At 68.3% G+C, this 22,811-nt stretch carries 20 protein-coding genes and 1 tRNA gene; 15 read left to right on the forward strand and 6 right to left on the reverse strand.

Features of this window, described 5'->3' with window-relative positions; translation table 11 throughout:
• Positions 1–111 precede the first annotated feature (111 nt).
• From BS69_RS0112825 to BS69_RS0112845, 5 genes are all read left to right on the forward strand, one after another.
• Positions 112–1,050: a glycosyltransferase family 2 protein gene (locus tag BS69_RS0112825; RefSeq protein ID WP_029942351.1), complete on the forward strand. Its 939-nt coding sequence runs from the start codon at positions 112–114 to the stop codon at positions 1,048–1,050.
• Complete coding sequence (proB, locus tag BS69_RS0112830) at positions 1,050–2,144, forward strand: glutamate 5-kinase (RefSeq protein WP_029942352.1); 1,095 nt, start codon at positions 1,050–1,052, stop codon at positions 2,142–2,144. The genes BS69_RS0112825 and proB overlap by 1 nt, the downstream gene beginning before the upstream one ends.
• The gene (locus BS69_RS0112835) at positions 2,141–3,370 is read left to right on the forward strand and encodes a glutamate-5-semialdehyde dehydrogenase (RefSeq protein WP_029942353.1); all 1,230 of its coding nucleotides are present in this window, start codon (positions 2,141–2,143) and stop codon (positions 3,368–3,370) included. Before proB ends, BS69_RS0112835 begins: the two co-directional genes overlap by 4 nt.
• Positions 3,371–3,493: 123 nt before the next feature.
• Positions 3,494–6,388 carry a TonB-dependent receptor gene (locus BS69_RS0112840; protein ID WP_037504877.1) on the forward strand — a complete coding sequence of 965 codons (2,895 nt, stop codon included), beginning with the start codon at positions 3,494–3,496 and terminating at the stop codon, positions 6,386–6,388.
• Positions 6,389–6,524: 136 nt separating this feature from the next.
• On the forward strand, positions 6,525–7,184 hold the full coding sequence (locus tag BS69_RS0112845; protein ID WP_029942355.1) for an ATP-dependent Clp protease proteolytic subunit: 660 nt from the start codon (positions 6,525–6,527) through the stop codon (positions 7,182–7,184).
• Between the two features lie 133 nt (positions 7,185–7,317).
• On the opposite strand, the gene BS69_RS0112850 is transcribed toward BS69_RS0112845, so the two are convergent.
• The 3 genes from BS69_RS0112850 to BS69_RS0112860 all read right to left on the reverse strand — a co-directional run bounded on the left by BS69_RS0112850 (position 7,318) and on the right by BS69_RS0112860 (position 10,855).
• Positions 7,318–8,535, reverse strand: a complete 1,218-nt coding sequence (locus tag BS69_RS0112850; protein WP_029942356.1) for an acyl-CoA dehydrogenase — start codon at positions 8,533–8,535, stop codon at positions 7,318–7,320.
• Between the two features lie 20 nt (positions 8,536–8,555).
• The gene (locus BS69_RS0112855; protein WP_169738091.1) at positions 8,556–10,604 is read right to left on the reverse strand and encodes a TonB-dependent receptor domain-containing protein; all 2,049 of its coding nucleotides are present in this window, start codon (positions 10,602–10,604) and stop codon (positions 8,556–8,558) included.
• Between the two features lie 161 nt (positions 10,605–10,765).
• Positions 10,766–10,855: transfer RNA gene (locus BS69_RS0112860), tRNA-Ser, on the reverse strand.
• Positions 10,856–10,989: 134 nt separating this feature from the next.
• On the opposite strand from BS69_RS0112860, the gene BS69_RS0112865 reads away from it, so the two are divergent.
• From BS69_RS0112865 to mazG, 10 genes are all read left to right on the forward strand, one after another.
• Positions 10,990–12,159 carry a lytic murein transglycosylase gene (locus tag BS69_RS0112865; RefSeq protein ID WP_245605166.1) on the forward strand — a complete coding sequence of 390 codons (1,170 nt, stop codon included), beginning with the start codon at positions 10,990–10,992 and terminating at the stop codon, positions 12,157–12,159.
• Between the two features lie 128 nt (positions 12,160–12,287).
• Entirely contained in the window at positions 12,288–13,466 is a 1,179-nt protein-coding gene (locus BS69_RS0112870) for a D-alanyl-D-alanine carboxypeptidase family protein (RefSeq protein ID WP_029942359.1), read from the forward strand.
• Between the two features lie 4 nt (positions 13,467–13,470).
• Positions 13,471–14,091: a dTMP kinase gene (gene tmk, locus BS69_RS0112875; RefSeq protein ID WP_029942360.1), complete on the forward strand. Its 621-nt coding sequence runs from the start codon at positions 13,471–13,473 to the stop codon at positions 14,089–14,091.
• On the forward strand, positions 14,088–15,065 hold the full coding sequence (locus BS69_RS0112880) for an AAA family ATPase (protein ID WP_029942361.1): 978 nt from the start codon (positions 14,088–14,090) through the stop codon (positions 15,063–15,065). The genes tmk and BS69_RS0112880 overlap by 4 nt, the downstream gene beginning before the upstream one ends.
• A 35-nt stretch (positions 15,066–15,100) precedes the next feature.
• Positions 15,101–16,606 (forward strand): methionine--tRNA ligase, encoded by a 1,506-nt coding sequence (gene metG, locus BS69_RS0112885; RefSeq protein ID WP_029942362.1) that lies wholly within the window; start codon positions 15,101–15,103, stop codon positions 16,604–16,606.
• Positions 16,606–17,388, forward strand: a complete 783-nt coding sequence (locus tag BS69_RS0112890) for a TatD family hydrolase (protein WP_029942363.1) — start codon at positions 16,606–16,608, stop codon at positions 17,386–17,388. The genes metG and BS69_RS0112890 overlap by 1 nt, the downstream gene beginning before the upstream one ends.
• Positions 17,385–18,149 (forward strand): MBL fold metallo-hydrolase, encoded by a 765-nt coding sequence (locus BS69_RS0112895; protein ID WP_029942364.1) that lies wholly within the window; start codon positions 17,385–17,387, stop codon positions 18,147–18,149. The genes BS69_RS0112890 and BS69_RS0112895 overlap by 4 nt, the downstream gene beginning before the upstream one ends.
• Before the next feature lie 7 nt (positions 18,150–18,156).
• Positions 18,157–18,744, forward strand: coding sequence for a retropepsin-like aspartic protease family protein (locus BS69_RS0112900; RefSeq protein ID WP_029942365.1), 588 nt, complete (start codon positions 18,157–18,159; stop codon positions 18,742–18,744).
• A 4-nt stretch (positions 18,745–18,748) separates the two neighbouring features.
• Positions 18,749–19,339 carry a retropepsin-like aspartic protease family protein gene (locus tag BS69_RS13860; RefSeq protein ID WP_169738092.1) on the forward strand — a complete coding sequence of 197 codons (591 nt, stop codon included), beginning with the start codon at positions 18,749–18,751 and terminating at the stop codon, positions 19,337–19,339.
• 139 nt (positions 19,340–19,478) lie between these two features.
• Positions 19,479–20,210: a nucleoside triphosphate pyrophosphohydrolase gene (mazG, locus tag BS69_RS0112910; RefSeq protein ID WP_051676844.1), complete on the forward strand. Its 732-nt coding sequence runs from the start codon at positions 19,479–19,481 to the stop codon at positions 20,208–20,210.
• Between the two features lie 6 nt (positions 20,211–20,216).
• Here the strand turns inward: mazG and BS69_RS0112915 are convergent, their stop codons facing one another.
• The 3 genes from BS69_RS0112915 to BS69_RS0112925 form a co-directional block, all read right to left on the reverse strand.
• Positions 20,217–21,029: a DUF4274 domain-containing protein gene (locus BS69_RS0112915; RefSeq protein ID WP_029942368.1), complete on the reverse strand. Its 813-nt coding sequence runs from the start codon at positions 21,027–21,029 to the stop codon at positions 20,217–20,219.
• Between the two features lie 58 nt (positions 21,030–21,087).
• Positions 21,088–22,089, reverse strand: coding sequence for an LLM class flavin-dependent oxidoreductase (locus BS69_RS0112920; RefSeq protein WP_029942369.1), 1,002 nt, complete (start codon positions 22,087–22,089; stop codon positions 21,088–21,090).
• A 124-nt stretch (positions 22,090–22,213) separates the two neighbouring features.
• Entirely contained in the window at positions 22,214–22,690 is a 477-nt protein-coding gene (locus tag BS69_RS0112925; RefSeq protein WP_029940781.1) for a hypothetical protein, read from the reverse strand.
• Positions 22,691–22,811: the final 121 nt, after the last annotated feature.

Raw genomic sequence — 22,811 nt, forward strand, 5'->3', positions numbered from 1 at the left:
CGCTACTCGTCACCCCGGGCTTGACCCGGGGTCCCGCTTCTCGTTCTTCTGTTCGAAGGAAGAAGCGGGATCCCGGCTCGGGGGCCGGGATGACGCACAGGGGAACAAGGGATGACGGCGAACCAGCCACGCATCGCCGTGCTGCTGCCCTGCTACAATGAGGAAGCCGCCATCGCGCAGACGGTGGCGGGCTTTCGCGCGGCGCTGCCGACCGCGACCGTCTACGTCTACGACAACAATAGCCGGGACCGCACCGCCGAGGTGGCGCGCGCTGCCGGCGCGGTGGTGCGGACCGAGCGCCAGCAGGGCAAGGGCCATGTCGTCCGGCGGATGTTCGCCGACGTCGAGGCGGACGTCTATGTGATGGCCGACGGCGACCTCACCTATGACCCTGGCGCCGCGCCGGCGATGGTCGACATGGTGCTCGCCGAGCAGCTCGACATGGTCGTCGGTACGCGCCAGCACGAGGCCAAGGAGGCCTATCGCGGCGGCCATGTCTGGGGCAACCGCCTGTTCACGGGCCTCCTGTCGAGCCTGTTCGGGCGCAGTTTCACTGATGTCTTCAGTGGTTACCGGGTGTTCTCGCGGCGGTTCGTGAAGAGTTTCCCGGTCCTGTCGGCGGGCTTCGAGATCGAGACCGAGATGAGCGTCCACGCGCTCGAACTGCGGATGCCGGTCGGCGAGGTCGCCACCGCTTATGGCGCGCGGCCCGAGGGCTCGGCCTCCAAGCTCTCGACCTATCGCGACGGCTGGCGGATCCTCAAGGCCATGCTCAACCTCTACCGGATCGAGCGGCCGACCCTCTATTTCGGGATCCTCGCGGCGCTCATGCTGGTGCTCGCGGTGCTGCTGTCGGTGCCGCTGGTGCTGACCTATCTCGACACCGGGCTGGTCCCCCGGGTGCCGACCGCAATCCTCGTCACCGGCATGGTCATCGTCGCCATGCTCTTCTTCTTCACCGGCCTCATCCTCGACACCGTCACCCACGGCCGCCGCGAGATCCGCCGGCTGGCCTATCTCGCGCAGCCCGCGCCGGGGCTCGACGCCTGATGGCCGGGCCGCCCGTCCGGCGGCTCGTGGTCAAGCTCGGCTCGGCGCTGGTGACGGGCGGGGAGGGGTTTCCCGAGCGCCTCGCCGCCGATGTCGCCGCGCTGCGCGCGCAAGGGACCGAGGTGATCCTCGTCAGTTCGGGGGCGGTGGCGCTCGGCCGCGATCTCCTCGGGCTGCCGAAGTCGCCCCGGCTCGACCAGAAACAGGCCGCCGCCGCCGCCGGCCAGCCGCTCCTGATGCAGGCGTGGGGCCAAGCCTTCGCGCCCGTCGGCCTCGTCACCGCGCAGCTCCTGCTCACCGCCAACGACACGGAGGACCGCCGCGCCTACCTCAACGCTCGCGGCACGCTCGCAGCGCTGCTGGCCGCGGGCGCTGTGCCGATCATCAACGAGAATGACAGCACCGCCACTGCCGAGCTCCGGGTCGGCGACAATGACCGGCTCTCGGCGCGCGTCGCGCAGCTTGCCGGGGCCGACACGCTCGTCCTCTTGAGCGACATCGACGGCCTCTACACCGCCGACCCGCGCCGCGACCCCGCCGCCGAGCATCTGCCGCATGTCGCCGAGCTCACCCCCGATATCCTCGCGCTGGCCGGCGACACGGACGCCGCCGGTCCCGGCACCGGGGGCATGCGGACCAAGCTCGAGGCCGCGCAGATCGCCGCCGCGGCGGGCTGCGTGACATTGATCGGAAGCGGGGCGGGGGAGCGCCCGCTCGCTCGCCTGATCGCCGGCGACGCGCGCCACACGGCCATTGCCGCCCACGGCAGCCCGGCGAGCGCCTACAAGGCGTGGATCGCGGGAACGCTCAAGCCCGTGGGAAGCCTCCGGATCGACGCCGGCGCCGCTGCCGCGCTGGCCCGCGGCAGCAGCCTGCTTCCCGCCGGGGTGACGGCGGTCGAGGGCCGCTTCGGGCGCGGCGACTGCCTCGTCGTGCTATCACCAGACGGCCGCGAACTTGCTCGCGGCCTTGCCCGCTACGACGCCGACGAGGCGGTGCGGCTGGTGGGCAAGCGGGGCAGCGCCATTGCCGAGATCCTCGGCTATTCGCGCGGGGATGCACTGATCCACCGCGATGATATGGTGCTCCGATGAGCCTCGAAGAGCAGATGATCGCGCTCGGCCGTGACGCCCGCGCCGGTGCCGAGGCGCTCCGCCGGGCGGACGCGGCGCAGCGCAGCGCCGCGATCCGCGCCATGGCGGTCCGGCTGCGCGAACACGCGCCGCAGGTCCTCGCTGCCAATGCCGCCGACCTCGCCGCCGCGACCCGCCACCATGACCGGCTGATGCTCGACTCCGCCCGGTTCGAGGCCATTGCGACGGCGCTCGAGGACGTGGCCGCCTTGCCCGATCCGGTCGGGGCCGAACTGGCGCGGTGGAAGCGTCCCAACGGCCTCGACATTGCCCGCGTCCGGACCCCGATCGGGGTCATCGGCATGATCTACGAGGCGCGGCCCAACGTCACCGCCGACGCCGCCGCCATCTGCGTCCGCTCAGGCAATGCGGTGATCCTCCGACCCGGCTCGGACTGCTTCGCCACCAGCCAGGCGATCCACGGGGCGCTGGCGCAGGGACTGGAGGACGCCGGCCTGCCCGCTTCGGCGGTCCAGATCGTGCCGACGACCGACCGGGCGGCGGTGGGCGCGCTGCTGGAGGGCCTTGGGGGAAATCTCGACCTCGTCATCCCGCGTGGGGGGAAAAGCCTCGTCGAGCGGGTTCAGGCCGAGGCGCGGGTGCCCGTGCTGGGTCATCTCGAAGGCGTCTGCCACACTTACGTCCACGAAGCGGCGGATGCGGCCAAGGCGGCGGCGATCGTCGCCAACGCCAAGCTCCGCCGCGTCTCGGTCTGCGGCGCGACCGAGACCCTGCTGATCGACCGCGCGGCATTGCCGATGCTCCCGGCCATCGCCGAGGCGCTTCGCGGCTGCGAGCTTCGCGGCGACGCCGAGGCCGCCGCCATCGTCCCCATGCTCCCCGCGCACGAGGCCGACTGGGGGACCGAATATCTCGCACCCGTCCTCAGCATCCGCACCGTCAGCGACTGGCGGCAAGCGGCCGCCCACATCGCCCGCTACGGCACCGGCCACACCGAGGCGATCATCACCGAGGACGCCGACGTCGCCGAGTCCTTCCTCGGCCAGGTCGACAGTGCGATCGTGCTGTGGAACGCCTCGACCCAGTTCGCCGACGGGGGCGAATTCGGTTTCGGAGCCGAGATCGGGATCGCCACGGGCAAGCTCCACGCCCGCGGGCCGGTCGGGCCCGACCAGCTCACCAGCTTCAAATATGTCGTCCGGGGAAGCGGCCAGACCCGGTCCTGACTGTAACGGCAAAGCAACAATCGCTCACGTCGCAAATACCACAGCAAGAAATCGCTGTTCCAAACCCAAATATGAGCGCACCTTTTCGGTCGCGGAAAACCGCGATTAAACAGGGGGTGTTCAATGAGTCGACAATCGATGCGCTGGCACAACAGCTGTGCCGCTTTCGTCCTCGCCAGCGCGCTGGCCGCGCCGGCCTTCGCCCAGACCGCCGAACCGGGAAGCTCGGCGGTTCCGGAAGCGGCGGCACCGGGCGAGGAAATCGTCGTCACCGGATCGCGCATCCGCCGCGATCCGCTCGCGCAGGAAGCGCCGGTCGTGGTCCTCGACCAGGATTCGCTCGCCAAGACCGGTCTCGCCGCGGTCGCCGACGTCCTCCAGCGGCTGCCCAGCGCCAGCGGCGGGCTCAACACCAAGGTCAATGCCAGCGGCAATCTCGGCAACCCGCCCGACGGCGGCGGTGTCGGCGCCGGCTCGGCGACCATCGACCTCAGGTATCTCGGCGCCAACCGCACCCTCGTGCTGGTCGACGGCCTGCGCTTCGTCAACGGCACCAGCGCCAGCGGTATCCCGGGCTCGGTCGACCTCAATTCCATCCCGACCAACATGATCGAGCGGATCGAAGTGCTGCAGGCCGGCGCCTCGCCGCTCTACGGCTCGGACGCGATCGCGGGCGTGGTCAACGTCATCACCGTCCAGCGCCAGAAGGGGCTGCGCGCCTCGGCGCAATATGGCGAATATCGCCAGGGCGACGGCGAGACCCAGGACTATCAGGCGAGCTACGGCTTCCAGTTCCCCGCGACCAGCATCGTGGTCGGCGGCTTCTACAGCAAGCAGAAGCCGGTCTTCTCGCGCGACCGCGACATTTCGCAATTCCCCAATCCGGGGCAGACCACCTGCGCCATTCCGGGCAGCGGGTGCTCGAGCGCGGCGGTCAACGGGCGCTTCCTGACCTTCAACGGAAGCCAGACTATCTCCAACCCGCCCGACAGCACGCCGACGCTTGGTGAGCTGCGCGCCTTCACCAACGCCGACCGCTTCAACTTCGCGCAATATCAGTACATCCTGACCCCGAACGAGCGTTACGGCGGCTGGTTCAGCACCAAGACCGAGCTCAACGACACGATCAACCTGCGCCTGCGCGGCAGCTACAACCGCCGCAATTCGAACAATCGCGCGGCGTTCGAGCCCCTGTTCATCGGTCCCGACGCGGGCAATGGCGCGGGCAGCCTGTTCGACACGCTCTCGATCGACGTCACCAATCCGTTCAACCCGTTCGGCGTGACGCTGCAGTCGGGCCTCAATCCCGACGGGACCTCGAACGGCCTGACGCCCAACTACAGCTTCGTCGCCCGTCGCCTGGTCGAGGCCGGTCAGCGCGACTTCACGCAGAAGGTGAACACCTATTCGGGCGCGGCGACGCTGGACGGCAAGTTCAACGTCGGCGGCCACGACTGGTATTGGGACGTGAACGCGCTGTTCGGGATCAACGAGGCGAACCAGCGCTTCACCGGCAACGTCCGCGCCGACCGCGTCGCCGTGGCGCTGGGCCCGGTCGCGGCCTGCAACGCGACGCCGGGCTGCGTGCCGCTGAACCTGTTCGGCGGGGCGGGCTCGATCACCCCGGCGATGCTCGACTACATCGCCTTCACCGAGCACGACAGCAGCAACCAGAAGCTGTGGGACTATACCGCCAACCTCAGCGGCGACATCACCGACCTGCCGGCGGGCCCGCTCGCCTTCGCGGTCGGTGTCGAGCATCGCTACCAGAGCGCGCGCTTCACGCCCGACCCGATCGTCTCGGCGGGCCTTGGCGCCGACATTCCGGCCCAGCCGGCGGCGGGCAAGTATAATGTCGACGAAATCTACGGCGAAGTGAGGGTCCCGATCCTCAAGGAACAGCCGATGGCCTATTCGCTCGAGGCCAACGCGGCGATCCGCCACTCGAACTATTCGACCAGCGGAAGCAAGACCACCTACACGGTCAGCGGGCTCTACAAGCCGGTTCACGACATCCTCATCCGGGGTGCCTATTCGACCGGCTTCCGCGCGCCGACGCTGGGCGAGCTCTATGGTGGACGGTCGCGCTACGACCTTCCGGTGGCCGATCCCTGCTCGAACCAGACCGGCAATCCGTGGCAGACCAGCCCGACCGCGCAGGCCAACTGCATCGCCGACGGGGTTCCCGCCGACGGCAGCTATGCCGAGGATCCGGGCCAGCTGCCGGTGATCACGCAGGGCAATCGCAACCTCAAGCCCGAGACGTCGAAGAGCATCAACCTCGGCGCGGTCTATGCCCATCGCTTCGGCGGGCACAGCATCAGCATCGAGGGCGACTGGCACGACATCAAGGTCAAGAACGCGATCGCCGCGCTCGATCCCAGCCTGACGCTCAACAATTGCGCGCTATCCGCGGTCAACTGCGATCTCGTCGTGCGCACCGCCAACGGCTTCGTCAACGAGATCGACGGCACGCTGCAGAACCTGGCGAGCATCAAGACCCGCTCGTTCGACCTCACCGCCAGCTACCGCTCACCCGAGAGCGGGTGGGGCCGGATCGGGCTCACCAGCAACGCCTCGTGGCTGCTGAAATACAAGGTGACCCAGAACAACGGCAGCCTCGGCAACCTCACGATCAACCGCCGCGGCACCGAGCGGGGCAGCCCCGACCAGGCCTACCCCAAGTTCAAGTGGAACGGCACGGCCGACTGGAGCCTCGGCGGGTTGGGCGCCTCGGTCACCGGGCGCTACATCCACAGCGTGGTCGAGAGCAGCCTGACGCCCTTGTTCAACACCACCGCGACCTCGAACAAGCTCGGCAGCCGCTTCTACGTCGACGCACAGGTCAATTGGACCCCGCCGATCATGGACAAGCGTCTGATGCTGACGGTGGGCGGGAACAACCTGACGGACAAGGATCCGCCGGCCTGCTTCACCTGCAGCATCAACAATTACGATCCGACCACCTACGACGTGCCCGGCCAGTTCTTCTACGGCCGCATCGCCTACAAGTGGTAAGCGGCCCGCAGGGCTGAACGGGGCAGGGGCGGCCGGCGGATGCGTCGGTCGCCCCTTCCTGTTGCGGGCGGCTTGAACTTGTCCGGCAACCGCCCGATGTAGTCCGGGAACGCAACGACAGGACAAGTCTTACCCCATGGATCATGCAGATATCGTCAGCGGTCTGGTTCCGATCGTCATCGAGCAGTCGAACCGCGGCGAACGCAGTTTCGACATCTATTCGCGCCTGCTGCGCGAGCGGATCGTCTTCATCACCGGCCCGATCGAGGATCACATGTCCTCGCTGATCGTCGCCCAGCTGCTCTTCCTCGAGTCCGAGAACCCGAAGAAGGACATCTTCATGTACATCAACTCGCCGGGCGGCGTGGTCACCAGCGGCCTCGCGATCCACGACACCATGCAGTACATCCGGCCGCGCGTCGGCACTGTCTGCATCGGCCAGGCCGCCTCGATGGGCAGCTTCCTCCTCGCCGCGGGTGAGCCGGGGATGCGCGTCGCGCTGACCAACAGCCGGATCATGGTCCACCAGCCCTCGGGCGGCGCCCAGGGCATGGCCTCGGACATCGAGATCCAGGCGCGCGAGATCCTGCGCATGCGCACCCGCCTCAACTCGCTCTACGCGAAATATACGGGCAAGGACCTCGAGACGATCGAGAAGGCGATGGATCGCGACAGCTTCCTCGAGGCGGACGAGGCCAAGGCCTTCGGCCTGATCGACGCCGTCTTCGACAAGCGTCCCGACGCGGCCGACCTCGAGCGGCTGGGCATGGGCTCGGGCGACGGCCAGCCGTCGTAAGCTGATGAGCCCCGGCGAAAGCCGGGGCCCACCAATCTGACCTTATTCGTCGTCCCCGCGCAGGCGGGGACCTCGGCCGCCTAGCGCGATGCCTGAGGTCTCCGCTTTCGCGGGGACGACGTGTTTGTGGGACCTAGAAAGCGCTGATGCCGGTGATCGCGCGCCCGAGGATCAGCGCGTGGACGTCGTGCGTGCCCTCGTAGGTGTTGACCGTCTCGAGGTTCAGCAGGTGGCGGATCACCTGATATTCGGCGCTGATGCCGTTGCCGCCGTGCATGTCGCGGGCGACCCGGGCGATGTCGAGCGCCTTGCCGACATTGTTGCGCTTGATGAGGCTGATCGTCTCGGGGATGAGCTCGCCCGCTTCCAGACGCCGGCCGACGCGCAGCGCCGCCTGCAGGCCCAAGGCGATCTCGGTGACCATGTTGGCGAGCTTCAGCTGGACCAGCTGGTTCGACGCCAGCGGCCGTTCGAACTGGTGACGGTCGAGCGTGTAGCGACGCGCCGCCTCGTAGCAGAATTCCGCCGCGCCCATCGCGCCCCAGCCGATGCCGTAGCGGGCGCGGTTGAGACAGCCGAACGGACCCTTGAGGCCTTCGACGTTGGGCAGCAGCGCGTCCTCGCCGACCTCGACCCCGTCCATCACGACTTCGCCGGTGATCGAGGCGCGCATCGACAGCTTCTGCCTGATCTTGGGCGCGGTGAGACCGGGCATCCCCTTCTCGAGGATGAAGCCGCGGATCTTGCCGCCATGGGCGTCGGACTTGGCCCAGATCACGAACACGTCGGCGATCGGCGAATTGGTGATCCACATCTTGGCGCCGGTCAGCTTGTAGCCGGTCGCGGTCTTCTCGGCGCGGGTGCGCATCCCGCCCGGATCGGAGCCGGCGTCGGGCTCGGTCAGGCCGAAGCAACCGACCAGCTCGCCCCTGGCGAGGCCCGGGAGATACTTCATGCGCTGCTCTTCCGAGCCGTAGGCGAAGATCGGATACATGACGAGTGAGCTCTGCACGCTCATCGCCGAGCGATAGCCGCTGTCGACCCGGTCCATCGCGCGGGCGATGAGGCCATAGGCGACATAGCCGAGGCCGGCGCCGCCATATTGGGTCGGGATGGTCGGGCCGAGGAGGCCGAGCTCACCCATCTCGCGCAGGATTTCGCGGTCGAACTCCTCGTTGAGGAACGCCTCTGTCACCCGCGGCTGGAGCTTCTCCTGGCCGAAGGCTTCGGCGGTGTCGCGGACCAGCCGTTCCTCTTCGGTCAGTTGCTCCTCGAGGCCGAGGGGATCGGCCCAGTCGAAGGGCAGCAGGCGGGGCTCGTGGGCGAGGGCGGGATCGGGCGTCTTCAGCATGGAACGCCCTTTATCGCCCCTCAACTTTTCGCGCCACCCCCGCCGAAGCTCTGCTTCAAGGTCAGCCCGAACGAGACGTGGCGATTGCGGATCCGCCGCTCGCGGAAAGCGGGATTTTCCACCGAGCGATTGGGAAGGAAGAACAACCGCTCGCGCCCCCCCGCGGTGTCGAAGGCATTGTCGATGTCGAGCGTGAGCGAAGTCCGCGCCGAGGGCCGCCATTCGACGAAAGCCGTGCCATAGGGCTTGTCGTTGAAATTGCGGTCGGTCTCGTCGGCGCGATAGAAATAGAAGCTGTCGCGGTCGTTGACGCTCACCCCATAGGACCAGGGCCCGACATCGCGGCGCAGCTCCATGCCGACCTCCCACTCAGGCCAATAATCGCTCCACCGCCGGACCCGGCCCGAAATGGGGTCGTGGACCCGGGTCTTCTGGACCTGGCCGTTCAGTTTCACCCGCACGCCCTTGAGGCCGAGCTTGTCGAGCGGGGTGTCGAGCTGCGCCGAGATGCCGCGGCGCGTGCCGGTGCCGAGGTTGCCGGGGACCGAGAAGCCATCGGGCGTCAGGATCTGGTCCTGCAGCGCCGACACCCGATCATAGGCCGCCTCGATCCTCAGCTGGCCGTCGCCGAGAACACTCTTCTCGAGCAGTGCCCGAAATTCCCAGGTCCGCTGCGGGCGAAGGTCGGCATTGCCGGCATTGACCCGGTCGGTGCTGAGTTCGGCGACGCTGATGAAATCGTAGAAATTCAGCTGCGCCACCGTCCGCCGTGCCGACAGCCGCGCGTGCCAGCCGCCCTTGGGCTGCCAGTCGAGGTTGAGCGTGGGTTTCCAGAACCGCAGCGTCCGCGACGCCTCGGTGTCGCCGGTGACGGTGAGGTGCGAGAATTCATAGGCGATCCCGCCGTCGATCCGGACGGTCGGCGAGAGATTGTGCCCGGCGTTGAAGGTCAGCTGGCCGCGCTTCTCCTTGACCACCGCATTGGCGATCGGAAGCGCGACGGGGACGCGGGTCCCGTCCTCCTCGATCACCGACAGGCGGGTCTGGTTGTCGAGCTTGTTGAGCGCGGCCTCGGCGCCCACCTCGACCGTGAAGCCGGCGAGGTCGGCGCGGCTCCAGTTCAGCTTGCCGATGGTCTCGTCGAGCTTCGCCTTCTGGCGCTGCTCGAACCCGCCGATGACCGCGGGATCGTCGGAAAGCAGGCCGTCGCGGCCGAGGTAGGCGTCGAAATTGTCCTTCTTCCGCCGCGTGGCCAGCGCCACCAGCTTGATCGCGCCCCCGGCGAGCGGACGGGTGATGTCGCCGCCGATCTCGAACACCGGCAATTTGTAATGCTGGACCAGGCTGTCGTCGTGGAGCGGCTCGCCGACCGTGTCGACGCGGTTGCGCTGGGTCAGGTCGAAGCGGCTCGGCTGCCAGCGGATGTTGGCGCGAATCGCCTTGTCGGGCGCCCGCTCGAGCGCCCAATTGGCACTGATGAAGGGATTCTTGTCGAAATAGCTGTTGATCTTGCGGCGGGTCTCGATCCGTTCGCCCGAGGGGAGGGCGTCGACATAGTCATGGCCTTCCTCGACCTGGCGCGAGCGCCCGGTGCCGCCCGACAGGCTGATGGTCGAGGCGCCCCGCTTCCACTGGACCGAGCCCTTGGCGTCGGTGTTGACGTATCCCGTGTAGAGGCGGTTGGCCGACAAAGTGACATTGCCCTCGGTCCCGCCGGTCGCCGACAGGACGAGGTTCAGGACCTGGCTCTTGCCGGCATAGTCCGAGCCGTAGAGGTCGCCCGGAGCGACCTCGACCCGGATGACGCTGCTCGCCGGGATTCGCGACAGGACGGTCGCCAGGCCCTCGGCCTTGCTGCTCGGCCGGGCGCCGTTGATGACGACATTGCCCGCCGCCCCGGCAAAGCCGCGGACATCGCTATTGCCCTGGTCGAAGTTGAAGCCGGGGACGCGCTGGACGATGTCGAGCGCGGTCCGCGGAGCATATTGGGCGAAGAATTTCGCGTCATAGGGCGTGACCCGGTCCTGGACCGATCCACCCCCCGCGCTTGCCGCCGTCGACGTCATCATTGCCGCCGCAATCGCCGTCGCCCGCACCCAGTTCGTCACATTCATTCCCCTTGTCTGTGCGAGCAGACTAAGACGGCGCGACAAATGTGGCGCGGCTGGTTCGACCGGTCGACGAACGGTTCGGCGAGGCGACGAACGGCAGGGCGGACGGAGGCGGATGCTGGCGGATGGGGTGGGATTCGAACCCACGGTACGGTTCCCCGCACGGCGGTTTTCAAGACCGCTGCCTTAAACCACTCGGCCACCCATCCGGACACGGGACGCCCCGTGTCGGCGTCCGTTCAGCTTTGCCCGCCTAGACCTGAGGCATGGCTTGACGCAAGGCGGCTGAACGGGCTCGTGCCTGGCGCGTTGGTGAGTGATGAGCGGGAGGAAGTTTCAGCACGTGGCGTTTCGGTGGAGTGCTTCCCTTCTGTGCCTGTCGGCGATCGCGCTGACCCCGGCGAGCGCGCGGCTCGAGCCCGATCCGCTTGCGCCCTTGCCCGACCGCCCCGCCGAGCCGCCCCGGACCGCGCCCGCGCCCGCGCCGGTCCAGGTTCGAACGCTTCCGCCCGAGCCGATCCGGATCATCACCCCCGCCGCCTCCACATACGGGGCGGTCAGCGGCTTTGCGGGCTACAAGCAGCGATTGGCGAGCCTCGCCCGGACCGCCGGCGTGCGCGAGGCGACGATCGCCGCGACCGTCCCTTACGTCACCCAGAATGCCCGCGTGGTCGCACTCGACCGCCAGCAACCGGGCGGTCCGCCGAATTCGAGCTACATCCCGCCCTTCGCGCCCTACAAGGCCGAGCACGTCACGCCCGACCTCATCAACCGCGGCGCCGCGCGCTTCCGCAACAACCGCGCGCAGCTCGCCTGGCTCGAGCAGCGCTTCGGGGTCGAGCCGCAGGTGGTGATGGCGATCTTCGGCCACGAGACCAGCTATGGCCGGGTGACGGGGAATTTCGACTTGCTCGATGTGCTTGCGACGCTGGCCTATGAAGGCCGCCGCCGGTCCTTCTTCGAGGAAGAGTTCGTGGCCGCCCTCCAGCTGATCGACCGCGGCACCCCGCGCAGCCGCCTCAAGGGCAGCTGGGCGGGCGCCACCGGCTATCCGCAGTTCATGCCGTCGAACGTGCTCCGCCTCGCCACCGACGGCGACGGCGACGGCCAGGCCAATATCTGGGGCAGCGAGATGGACGGGCTGGCCAGCATCGCCGCCTATCTGCGCGACGCCGGCTGGAAGCGCGGAGTCCATTGGGGGATCCCGGTCAATGTGCCTGCGAGCCTCAACCGCGCGGCGCTCCGCACCACGCTCAATCCGCCGCGCTGTCCCCAGGTCTTCCGCCGTCACAGCCGCTGGCTGACCATGCGCGAGTGGCGCGCGCTCGGCGTGCAGCCGCAGCGCACCGCGCTTGCCGACAGCGAGATGGCGACTCTGATCGAGCCCGACGGGCAGGGGGCGACCGCCTATCTTCTCTCGGTCAACTACCGCGCGATCCTCGATTACAATTGCTCGAACTTCTACGCGCTCTCGGTGGGGTTGCTGGCCGATCGCATTGCCGCCGGAGGCTAGGTTCGACCGTGCCGTCGCCCCGGACCTGATCCGGGGTCCGCCTTCACTTCGTCGCAACCGCCGAGAAAAGGCGGATCCCGGGTCGAGCCCGGGATGACGGGAGGGCAAGGCAGCGCTACCACCGGCCCATGAATCGCCTTCGCACCCTCGTCGCCGCCACCGCGCTTGCCACCACCATCGCTGCGCCCGCCGCCGCGCCGCCGTTCGAGACGCCCGCGCGGGTCGCCTATCTGCTCGACCTGTCCTCGGGCGCCGAGCTCCTCAACAAGGGCGCCGACACCCCCATGCCGCCGGCGAGCATGGCCAAGATGATGACCACCGAGGTCGCCTTCGAGCTGATCGAGAGCGGCAAGCTCTCGCTGTCCAAGACCTGCACCGTCCAGCCGGCCACCTGGCAGAAATGGCATGGCCCGGCGGCCGGCTCGACCATGTTCCTCAGCCCCAACGAGCAGGTCAGCCTCGAGAACCTCCTCCACGGCATCGTCACGCTCTCGGGCAACGACGCGTCGGTCGTGGTCGCCGAGTGCATCGGCGGGACCGAGCAGGCCTTCGCCACCCAGATGAACGCGCTGGCGAAGAAGCTCGGCATGACCGGCAGCCGCTTCTGCAATTCGAACGGCTGGCCCGACGAGGGCTGCACCTTCGTCACCGCGCGCGACCTCGCCAAGCTCGCCCGCGCCTCGATTGAGCGCCACCCCAAGCTCTACAAGCAATTCTACGGCCAGCCCTCGTTCACCTGGGGCAAGACCCTCGGCTCGGGCCAGGACATCACGCAGGCCAATCGCAATCCCATCCTCGGCAAGATCCAGGGCGCCGACGGCCTCAAGACCGGCCATACCGAGGAGGCGGGCTATGGCTTCACCGGCTCGGCCGAGCAGAACGGCCGCCGCCTGATCATGGTCGTCGCGGGGCTGCCGACCTACAACAGCCGGATCGAGGAATCGGTCAAGCTGATGAACTGGGGCTTCAACGCCTGGCAGTCGAAGCCGCTCTACGCCGCCAATGCCGCGGTCGGCTCGGCCGAAGTCCAGCTGGGCGATGCCGCCACCGTGCCGCTTGTCGCCGAGCGGCCGATCGCGGTCACTTATCCCGCCGGCGCGGTCGGCGGTGAGCCCAAGCTCAAGATCGCCTACCAGGGTCCGCTGAAGGCCCCGATCGCCAAGGGCCAGCAGGTCGCCGAACTGGTCGTCACCACCCCCGACGGCACCGCCCAGCGCATGCCGCTGGTCGCCGGCGAGGCGGTCGGCGAGGCCGGCTTCTTCGGGCGCCTGTGGCTCGGCCTCAAGCAACTCGTGGGGATGGCCTGAGCCCTTGGCCCGCGGCCGCTTCATCACGCTCGAAGGCGGGGAGGGGGTCGGCAAGTCCACCCAGCTCGCCGCCCTCGCCGAGGCGCTGCGCGCGCGCGGCCTGACCGTCGTCACCACCCGCGAGCCCGGCGGAAGCGAGGGCGCCGAGGCGATCCGCCGCCTGCTCCTCGAGGGCGGCGAGGAGCGCTGGAGCGCGCCAGCCGAGGCGCTGCTGTTCGCCGCCGCGCGCACCGATCATGTCGACAAGATCGTCCGTCCGGCGATCCTTGGCGGGCAGTGGGTCCTCTCCGACCGCTTCGTCGATTCGAGCCTCGCCTATCAGGGCGGCGCCGGCGGCCTCGGGATCGAGGCGGTCCGCGCGGTCAATGCCTTCGGCATCGAGGGGTGGTTTCCCGACCGCACCCTGCTCCTGCTCCACCCTGAAGGCGCCGAACGCGCCCGCGCCCGCGACGGCGCGGCGAGCGACCGGATCGGCGGCCGACCGGCCTCCTACCACCAGGCGGTCGAGGAGAGCTTCCGCGCCATCGCCGCCGCCGAGCCCGAGCGGGTGCGCCTGATCGACGCCTCGGGGACCCCGGAGGAGGTCACCGCGCGCCTGCTCGCCGCGCTGGGCGACCTGCTGTGACGCTGCTTGGCCAGGATCGCGCGGTCGCCGCCTTTCGCGCGGCCTGGGACAGCCGCCAGCTCCACCACGCCTGGCTGCTCGCCGGGCCCAAGGGGGTGGGGAAGGGGACCTTCGCCCGCGCCGCCGCGCTGCGCGTGCTCGCCGAGGCCGCCGGCCCGCCGGTCGACCTCCCGGGCCTCGACGTGCCGCACGATCACCGCATCGCCCGGCTGGTCGAGGCCGGCAGCCACCCCGACTTCCGCCTGATCAAGCGCGAGGTCCATGAGACCGGCACCAACAAGGGCGAGCTTCGCCGCGGCATCGTCATCGACCAGGTCCGCAAGCTGCAGGAGCTGTTCCGTGCCGCGCCGGCCCTGAGCCCGTGGCGCGTCGCGATCATCGACTGCATGGACGAGCTCGAGCCGCAGGCGCAGCAGTCGCTCCTGAAGCTCCTCGAGGAGCCGCCGGCCAATTGCCTGCTGCTGCTGGTCAGCCACGTTCCTGGGCGGTTGCTCCCGACCATCCGCTCGCGCTGCCGGCGGCTCGATTTCGGCGCGCTCGACGATGCGACGCTGGACACCATCCTAGCCGAGCGCCAGCCGAGCCTCACCCCCGAGGCGCGCGCCCGGCTGATCGCGCTCGCCGCCGGCTCGGCCGACCGCGCGCTCGCCTTTGCCGAGCTCGACCTCGTGCCGCTCGCCGAGGAAGCGCTTGCGATCCTGCGCCGCGGCGACCCCGACAATAGCCGTCGTTCGCGCCTCGCCTCGGCCCTGGCCCTGAAGGCCGCCCGGCCGCGCTACGCCGCCTTCCTCGACATCGTGCCCCCGCTGCTCGCCGCCGAGGCGCGCGCCGCCGAGGGCCTCCGCCGCCAGCGGGCGCTCGCCGCCTACGACCAGGCCCGCGAGACCGCCTCGATCGCGCCCCGCCTGTCGCTCGACCCGGCGGCCACCGTCTTTGCCTTGGGGACCATCATGGCGAGCGTCGGGGAGGGGTGACGAAGGGCGCGCTTTGCCTCTAAGGCGAAGCCGACATGTCCGAGCCTTTCTATCTCACCACCGCCATCGCCTATCCCAACGGCTGTCCGCACATCGGCCACGCCTATGAGGCGATCGCCGCCGACGTCATCGCCCGCTTCCAGCGCGCGCAAGGGCGCGACGTTCGGCTCGTCACCGGCACCGACGAGCATGGCCTGAAGATGGTCCAGACCGCCCGCGGGCAGGGCCGCGACACGCTCGAGTTCGCCGACGAAATGTCGGGCCATTTCCGCGACATGTGCGACGGCCTTGCGATCAGCTACGATGCCTTCGTGCGGACCACCGAGCCGCGCCACCACGAAGCGAGCATCGCCTTGTGGAAGGCGATGGAGGCCAATGGCGACCTCTATCTCGACCGCTACGAGGGCTGGTATTCGGTCCGCGACGAGGCCTTTTACGACGAGAAGGAAATCACCACCGGCGACAATGGCGAGAAGCTCTCGCCGCAGGGGACACCGGTCGAGTGGACCGTCGAGGAAAGCTGGTTCTTCCGCCTCTCGCGCTATGCCGAGCCGCTGCTGAAGCTCTATGCCGACAACCCCGATTTCATCCGCCCCGAGAGCCGCCGCAACGAAGTGGTCCGCTTCGTCGAGGGCGGCCTCAAGGATTTGAGCGTCAGCCGCACCAGCTTCGACTGGGGCGTCCCCGTGCCCGGCTCGCCCGGCCACGTCATGTATGTCTGGGTCGACGCGCTCACCACCTACATGACCGGGGTCGGCTTCCCCGACGACCGCGACAACTACGACCGCTTCTGGCCCGCCGACCTCCACCTCATCGGCAAGGACATCGTCCGCTTCCACGCGGTCTACTGGCCGGCCTTCCTGATGAGCGCCAAGCTGCCTTTGCCCAAGGCGGTGTTCGGCCACGGTTTCCTCCTCGCGCGCGGCGAGAAGATGTCGAAGAGCCTCGGCAACGTGGTCGATCCGATGGAGCTGGCGCGCATCTATGGCGTCGATTCCCTGCGCTATTTCCTGATCCGCGAAGTCAGCTTCGGCCAGGACGGCAGCTATTCGGACGAGGCGATCGTCACCCGCTGCAATGCCGAGCTGGCGAACAGCTTCGGCAACCTTGCGCAGCGCACATTCTCGATGATCGTCAAGAACTTGGACGGCGTTCTTCCGCCCGCCGGTGAGGATCCCGCCGACGCCGAACTGCTGGCCAAGGTGGCCGAAGCCGAGGCCGCGGTGACCGCGCGCTTCACCGACTATGACTTCTCCGCCGGGCTCGAGGCGTGGATGGCCGCGGTCTTTGCCGCCAATGCCTATGTCGATGCCATGGCGCCCTGGGCGCTGCGCAAGACCGATCCGGCCCGCATGGCCGCTGTCCTCGGCACGCTTGCCGCTGCGGTCGAGCGGCTGGGCGCCTGCGTCGAACCGGTCGTTCCCGGTTCGATCGCGAAACTGCGCGCCTATCTCGAGGAGGGGAGGGCCGCGGACCGTCTCGCGCAACCGACCCCCATCTTCCCGCGTCTCGACCTCGTGACCACCGACGAGCCCGCCTGATGCTGATCGACAGCCACTGCCACCTCAACTACCCCGGCCTGGTCGAGGACGAGGCGGGCGTGCTCGAGCGGGCGCGGGCGCGCGGAATCGGCGGTTTTCTCAATATCTCGACCCGCCAGCGCGAATGGGCCGAGGTGGTCGCGGCCACCGAACGCCACCCCGACGTCTGGGCGAGCATCGGCGTCCACCCGCACGAGGCCGACGCCCATCCCGATCTCGGCACGGCCGCGCTGGTCGAGGCCGCAGCGCACCCCAGGGTCGTCGCCATCGGCGAATGCGGGCTCGACTATTTCTACGACAAGTCCGACCGCGACAGCCAGAAGGCACGCTTCCGCGCCCAGATCGCCGCCGCGCGCGAGGCTGGCTTGCCCCTCATCATCCACACCCGCGACGCCGAGGAGGACACGGCGCAGATCCTGTCCGAGGAAGCGACCAAGGGCGGGGTGAGGGGGGTGCTCCACTGCTTCACCGGCACCCAGTGGCTGGCGGACAGGGGACTCGAGATCGGCTTCTTCATCTCGCTCTCCGGCATCGTCACCTTCAAGAATGCCAAAGCCTTGCAGGAAGTGGCAAAGACCATTCCCGAGGACCGGCTGCTGGTCGAGACGGATTCGCCCTTCCTCGCGCCGGTGCCCCACCGCGGCAGACCGTGCGAGCCGGCCTATGTCGCCGACACCGCCGCCTTCGTCGCCGACCTGCGCGGGGTGAGCCCCGAGGCGCTGGCCGAGACCACCACCGCCAACTTCTTCCACCTGTTCGACAAGGCCGCGGCGAGAGCGTGAAGTTCCGCATCCTCGGCTCCGGCACCAGTTCGGGCGTGCCCCGGATCGGCAACGACTGGGGGACGGTCGACCCCGCCGAGCCAAAGAACCGTCGCCTGCGCGCCGCGGCGCTGGCCACGATCGGCGACACCCGCCTGCTGATCGACGCCGGCCCCGACCTTCGCGCGCAGCTCCTTGCCGCCGAGGTCGCGACGATCGACCGGGTCATCATCACCCACGATCATGCCGACCACATCCACGGCCTCGACGACCTGCGCCAGCTCGCGCACAACCAGCATGAGCCCGTTTCGCTCTTCGCGCGGGCCGAGGTGCTCGGCCGCATCCGCGAGCGCTTCCGCTATCTGTTCGAGGGCAATGCCCTCTATCCCGCGGTGGTCCACGGCGAGGCGGTCGCCGACGAGTGGGCGATGGACGGCGTCCGAATCCGCGTCACCGACCAGCCCCACGGCCGGATCACCAGCCTCGGCCTCCGCTTCGACGAGGGCGAGCGGAGCCTCGTCTACGCCATCGACTTCGTGGAAATGACCGACGCCATGACGTCACTCTACGAAGGCGCCGATGTCTGGGTCGCCGACTGCCTGCGCCGCCGTCCGCATCCGACCCACGCGCATCTCGACGCGGTGCTCGGCTGGGCCCGCGAGCTGCGCGTCGGCCAGCTTTACCTCAGCCATCTCGACAACAGCATGGACCACGCCCAACTTGTGGCCGAACTACCCGACTGGGCCGCGCCGGCCTGGGACGGACTGGAGATCGAGATCTGATACCGGCATGAACGACCAGGCTCCCAACGCGCTTTACCTGCTGCTGCTCCTGGTCCTGATCGCCTCGAGCCTGTTCGGCCGTGGCCTGACGGCGTCGAAGACAATTCGGATGGCGCTCGCCTGGATCGCCATCTTCGCCGGCATCTTCGCGCTCTTCTCGTTCCGGGGCGAATTCGGAGCGCTGGGCGCACGCCTCAAGAGCGAGGCGATGGGGGAGGCGGCCCCGGTGGTCAGCGGCACGACGATCCGCATCCCCAAGCGCGACGACGGCCATTTCTGGGTCGACGGCAAGGTCAATGGCCGCACCGTCCGCTTCCTCGTCGACAGCGGCGCCACCACCACCACCATTCCCGCCGAGCTCGGCAAGGCCGCGGGTCTCGAAGCCGGCATGCGCGGCGATTTCGTCAGCACCGCCAATGGCGAGCTCTTCATGCCGCGCGTCACCGCCGGCCTGGTCGAGATCGGGTCGATCCGCCGCACCGACCTCAGCGTCAACCTCCACCCCAATGACGATACCGCCGTGCTCGGCATGAACTTCCTGTCGAGCCTGTCGAGCTGGGGCGTGCAGGGCGACCAGCTGGTGCTGACCCCTTGAGATGATGACCAACGACCTCCAGCTCGGCGGGCTCTACCTGCTGATGGCGGTGATGCTGGTGGCGGGCGCGCTCATCGGGCGGCGCTCGCCCGTCGCCAAGGGCATCACCTCGGTGCTCGCCTTCGTCGTCATCTTCGGCGCGGGCTTCATCGTCTTCAGCTTTCGCGATGATCTGAGCTATGTCGCGCAGCGGCTTGAAGCCGAAGCGACCGGACGGCCGGTCCGCACCGCGGCCAGCAGCATCCGCGTGCCGATCGCGATCGACGGCCATTTCTGGGTTCAGGCCGAGGTCAACGGCATCCCGGTCGACTTTCTCGTCGACAGCGGCGCGACCATGACGACCATCGGTCGCAAGACCGCGGCGCTGGCGGGCGTGCCCGTCGGTGAGAAGCGCGACCAGCTCGTCCGCACCGGCAACGGGCTCATCCGCGTCGGTCGCGGCAGTGCGGAGACCGTGTCACTGGGCGGGATCGAGCGCCGCGACGTCGCCATGTTCGTCACCGACGAGGACGAGCTCAACGTGCTCGGCATGAACTATCTGACCAGCCTCAAGCGCTGGAGCGTCGAAGGGCGGTGGCTGGTGCTGGAGGGCTGATCAACCCGCCAATACCATCCGTACTTTACATAATATATATTATCAGACTTGCAGACGAGGACGAATGAGCCAGCTTTCCGAGGCCCCCGCCGCCATTTCGCACCGCCAGCCCGATGCCTCGGCCGCGCTCGAGCGGTTGATGAATGTGATGGCGCGGCTGCGTGATCCGGCGACGGGCTGCGAATGGGACACGGTGCAGACCTTCGCGACGATCGCGCCCTACACGATCGAGGAAGCCTATGAAGTCGCCGACGCCATTGCCCGCAACGACATGGCCGATCTCAAGGACGAACTCGGCGACCTCGCGCTCCAGATCGTCTTCCACGCGCAGATGGCGGCCGAGGCCGGCCAGTTCACCTTAGACCAGGTCCTCGACGGCATCAGCGACAAGATGGAGCGCCGCCACCCGCACATCTTCGGCGACGACGCCACCGGCGGCCACCATCGCTGGGAAGAGATCAAGGCCGAGGAACGCGCGGCGAAGAAGGACGCCGACCCGAGCGTCCTCGCCGGCGTCGCGCTGGGTCTCCCCGCGCTCGAACGCGCGCTCAAACTCCAGAAGCGCGCCGCGCGCACCGGCTTCGACTGGCCCGATGCCTCGGGCGCGAAAGCCAAGATCCTCGAAGAGCTCGACGAGGTCGACAGCGCCACCGACGACGCGCATCGCGAGGAAGAGATCGGCGACCTCCTCTTCGCCGTCACCAACCTCGCACGCTTTCTCAAGATCAACCCCGAAGAGGCGCTGCGCAAAGCGAATGCCAAGTTCGAAAAGCGCTTCCGCATCATCGAACAGGCGCCCGGTTTCGAGGGTCTCAGCCTCGACGAGAAGGAGGCGCTGTGGACCGCGGCGAAGCGGGCGCCGGCGGCCTGACCGGCCTCACCCCAGCAGGAAATAGAGCGCGGCGGCGCTGAGCGCGACCAGCGCCAACCCGACCATCCGCTGCACGGGATCGGGATTTACCAGCGGCAGGGGGTCGCTGCTGCGCTGACCGCGCGCGGCCAACCGGGCCTGCTCGATCCGGTCGAGCGACGCGCGATGCTCGCCAAACACCGCGTCGATCGCCGCGACGTCGCTCATCCCCAGCTGGACCTCCGGCCGCTCCGGCAAGCGCAGCGCCGCGACATACCACCGGTTGCCGCCGCGCCGCTCGCGCTCGGCGACTTCGGCGTCGCTGCGCGGAAGCCAGCCATCGAGGTGGCGGAAGATGTCGGCGAGGTCGCGCTCGGTCTCATCGTCATAGCTCGGCAGGTCGGGATTGCGCCCATCGAAGGCCGCGCAAAGGTCGCGCGGGATGGCGAAAGGGGCCCCTTCCCGGCCTTCGAGCGCGCTGGTGGCCGCGAACGCCTCGAGTGCCACTTCCTCGCGCCCATAATGGAGGGTGCCGCGCGCAAAACCGCCGGCGTCGGACCGCGAGAGGATCGCGCCAAGCAGCGAATCCGGACCGGGACGCTCACCCTGCGCAAGGAAATGCGCGGGGCCGCTCTTCCAGAACAGCCAGCTTGCCAGCGCGCGGTCGCACGAGGGGTGCGCGACCATCTCCATGAAGATGCCCTCGCCGTCGTCCCGGTTGGCGACGCGGGCATAGTAGAGCCAGGCCGCCTGCGGCTGCTCGCGGAGCCACGCCCAGAAATCGGCCGCAGCGTTGCGGTCCTCGGGATTGCCGTCGTGATAGGTGCGCGGGATGGGCATCGGTCGTGCCGATCATCCTGAACCCAAGGACTTAAGCAAGTCCTTCTAAACCATGCTGTCAGCCCGCCAGCGCCGGCTCGGGCTGCTTTGCCGCTTCCATCAGCAGTTCGTAGGACCGCAGGCGCGCCTGATGGTCGTGGATCTGCGACGTCACCATCAGCTCGTCGGGCCTGGCGCGCTCGACGAATTCGGCGAGCTGCGCCCGGGCCGTGGCGACGCTGCCGATCGCCGAGCAGCTCAGCACCTGGCGAAGCATCGCCCGCGCCTCGATCGGCAGGGTCTCGGCGAACCCAGCGCGCGGCGGCGGGAGCTTGCCCGGCTGGCCGGTGCGGAGGTTCACGAAGGCCTGCTGGACCGAGGTCGCGAGCAGCTCGGCCTCCGCGTCGGTGTCGGCGACGATCGCGTTGAAGCCGAGCATCACATAAGGTTCGGCGAGCTGCGCCGAGGGCTGGAACTGGCGCCGGTAGATGGCGACCGCCTCCATCATCTGCGCCGGCGCGAAATGCGAGGCGAAGGCGTAAGGCAGCCCCAGCATCGCCGCCAGCTGCGCGCCGAAGGTGCTCGACCCGAGGATCCACAAGGGAATGTCCAGCCCCTCCCCCGGGATCGCGCGCACGCGGCCATTGGTGCCCGCGAAATAGCCCTGCAGCTCGACTACATCGTTGGGGAAGCGATCGGCGCTCGACGCCATGTCGCGGCGCATCGCATAGGCGGCGGCCTGGTCGGTCCCCGGCGCGCGGCCGAGCCCGAGGTCGACGCGGCCAGGATAGAGCGATTCCAGCGTCCCGAACTGCTCGGCGATGACCAAGGGCGCATGGTTGGGCAGCATGACGCCCCCCGCCCCGATCCGGATGGTCGAGGTCTGCGACCCCACATAGGCCAGCGCCACCGCCGTCGCCGCGCTCGCGATCCCCGGCATCGAATGATGCTCGGCCATCCAGTAGCGCGTGTAGCCGAGCCCCTCGGCATGGCGCGCAAGATCGGCCGAATTGCGCAAGGACGCGCCGGGGTCGCTCCCCTCGGGGACGGGGGAGAGGTCGAGAACGGAGAGAGGAAGCATGGGTCTGAAGTGGGTGCCCGCTCACCGTCTCACAAGGGATCGGACGATGTTGGTTCGCCCCGCCGTATCGCGAATGTCCGCTATGGGTGGGAAGCAGACATTGCGCTGACGGTCCTGCGTTGGCTCACGCCTGAGCTTTCACCTTGGAAGTGACAAGGCGCATCCATTTCTCGACCTCAGCATCGTTGTCAGAAAGCAAGTTCAGCGGCACCTGCATCACTCCTCCCGACCTACGGGTTAGTCGAATGATCTCCATAGAACGCTTGCCTTGCACAGGGCCCGCTTGTGGAGCGACACTCAATCGATTGACGGACACAAGATCTTCAAATCGCACTCGCTTCCTCCAGAGCGGCGAATTGAAGACTACCTCTTCCCCAGTGGCAATCACGGCGGCGGCCTTCGTACGCTTAAGCCACGACAGTCGAAGGCATCCCCAGAGGAACAAGGCGGACAAGACGGCCAACCCTGTGCCAAACACTCTCGCCTGAAGATCACCTTTTCCAAAGAAGAGAATAATGCCGACGAGAGCTGTTAACGCCGCTGCGATCACGAAGATTTTCATGATGCTGGTGATGGTTGTTTCGGAGAAGCTGAGATGCATTGTGCAAACGCCTGACGCTTAGACTTCGTTTGGCATACGTCGCTGGCGTCAGCGAACCGTTAAAGCGCCTTGAGGGGCCGCAATGGGCCGATCTCAGACGCTCGACTGGAATGTCGTAAAT

Source organism: Sphingomonas astaxanthinifaciens DSM 22298, from assembly GCF_000711715.1.
GTDB classification, from domain to species: domain Bacteria; phylum Pseudomonadota; class Alphaproteobacteria; order Sphingomonadales; family Sphingomonadaceae; genus Sphingomicrobium; species Sphingomicrobium astaxanthinifaciens_A.

Bases quoted from the DNA above. Each gene is read 5' to 3' on its own strand.
- BS69_RS0112825 (WP_029942351.1), top strand. From the start codon at position 112: ATGACGGCGAACCAGCCACGCATCGCCGTGCTGCTGCCCTGCTACAAT.
- proB (WP_029942352.1), top strand. From the start codon at position 1,050: ATGGCCGGGCCGCCCGTCCGGCGGCTCGTGGTCAAGCTCGGCTCGGCG.
- BS69_RS0112835 (WP_029942353.1), top strand. From the start codon at position 2,141: ATGAGCCTCGAAGAGCAGATGATCGCGCTCGGCCGTGACGCCCGCGCC.
- BS69_RS0112840 (WP_037504877.1), top strand. From the start codon at position 3,494: ATGAGTCGACAATCGATGCGCTGGCACAACAGCTGTGCCGCTTTCGTC.
- BS69_RS0112845 (WP_029942355.1), top strand. From the start codon at position 6,525: ATGGATCATGCAGATATCGTCAGCGGTCTGGTTCCGATCGTCATCGAG.
- BS69_RS0112850 (WP_029942356.1), bottom strand. From the start codon at position 8,535: ATGCTGAAGACGCCCGATCCCGCCCTCGCCCACGAGCCCCGCCTGCTG.
- BS69_RS0112855 (WP_169738091.1), bottom strand. From the start codon at position 10,604: ATGATGACGTCGACGGCGGCAAGCGCGGGGGGTGGATCGGTCCAGGAC.
- BS69_RS0112870 (WP_029942359.1), top strand. From the start codon at position 12,288: ATGAATCGCCTTCGCACCCTCGTCGCCGCCACCGCGCTTGCCACCACC.
- metG (WP_029942362.1), top strand. From the start codon at position 15,101: ATGTCCGAGCCTTTCTATCTCACCACCGCCATCGCCTATCCCAACGGC.
- BS69_RS0112890 (WP_029942363.1), top strand. From the start codon at position 16,606: ATGCTGATCGACAGCCACTGCCACCTCAACTACCCCGGCCTGGTCGAG.
- BS69_RS0112900 (WP_029942365.1), top strand. From the start codon at position 18,157: ATGAACGACCAGGCTCCCAACGCGCTTTACCTGCTGCTGCTCCTGGTC.
- BS69_RS13860 (WP_169738092.1), top strand. From the start codon at position 18,749: ATGACCAACGACCTCCAGCTCGGCGGGCTCTACCTGCTGATGGCGGTG.
- mazG (WP_051676844.1), top strand. From the start codon at position 19,479: ATGAATGTGATGGCGCGGCTGCGTGATCCGGCGACGGGCTGCGAATGG.
- BS69_RS0112915 (WP_029942368.1), bottom strand. From the start codon at position 21,029: ATGCCCATCCCGCGCACCTATCACGACGGCAATCCCGAGGACCGCAAC.
- BS69_RS0112920 (WP_029942369.1), bottom strand. From the start codon at position 22,089: ATGCTTCCTCTCTCCGTTCTCGACCTCTCCCCCGTCCCCGAGGGGAGC.
- BS69_RS0112925 (WP_029940781.1), bottom strand. From the start codon at position 22,690: ATGCATCTCAGCTTCTCCGAAACAACCATCACCAGCATCATGAAAATC.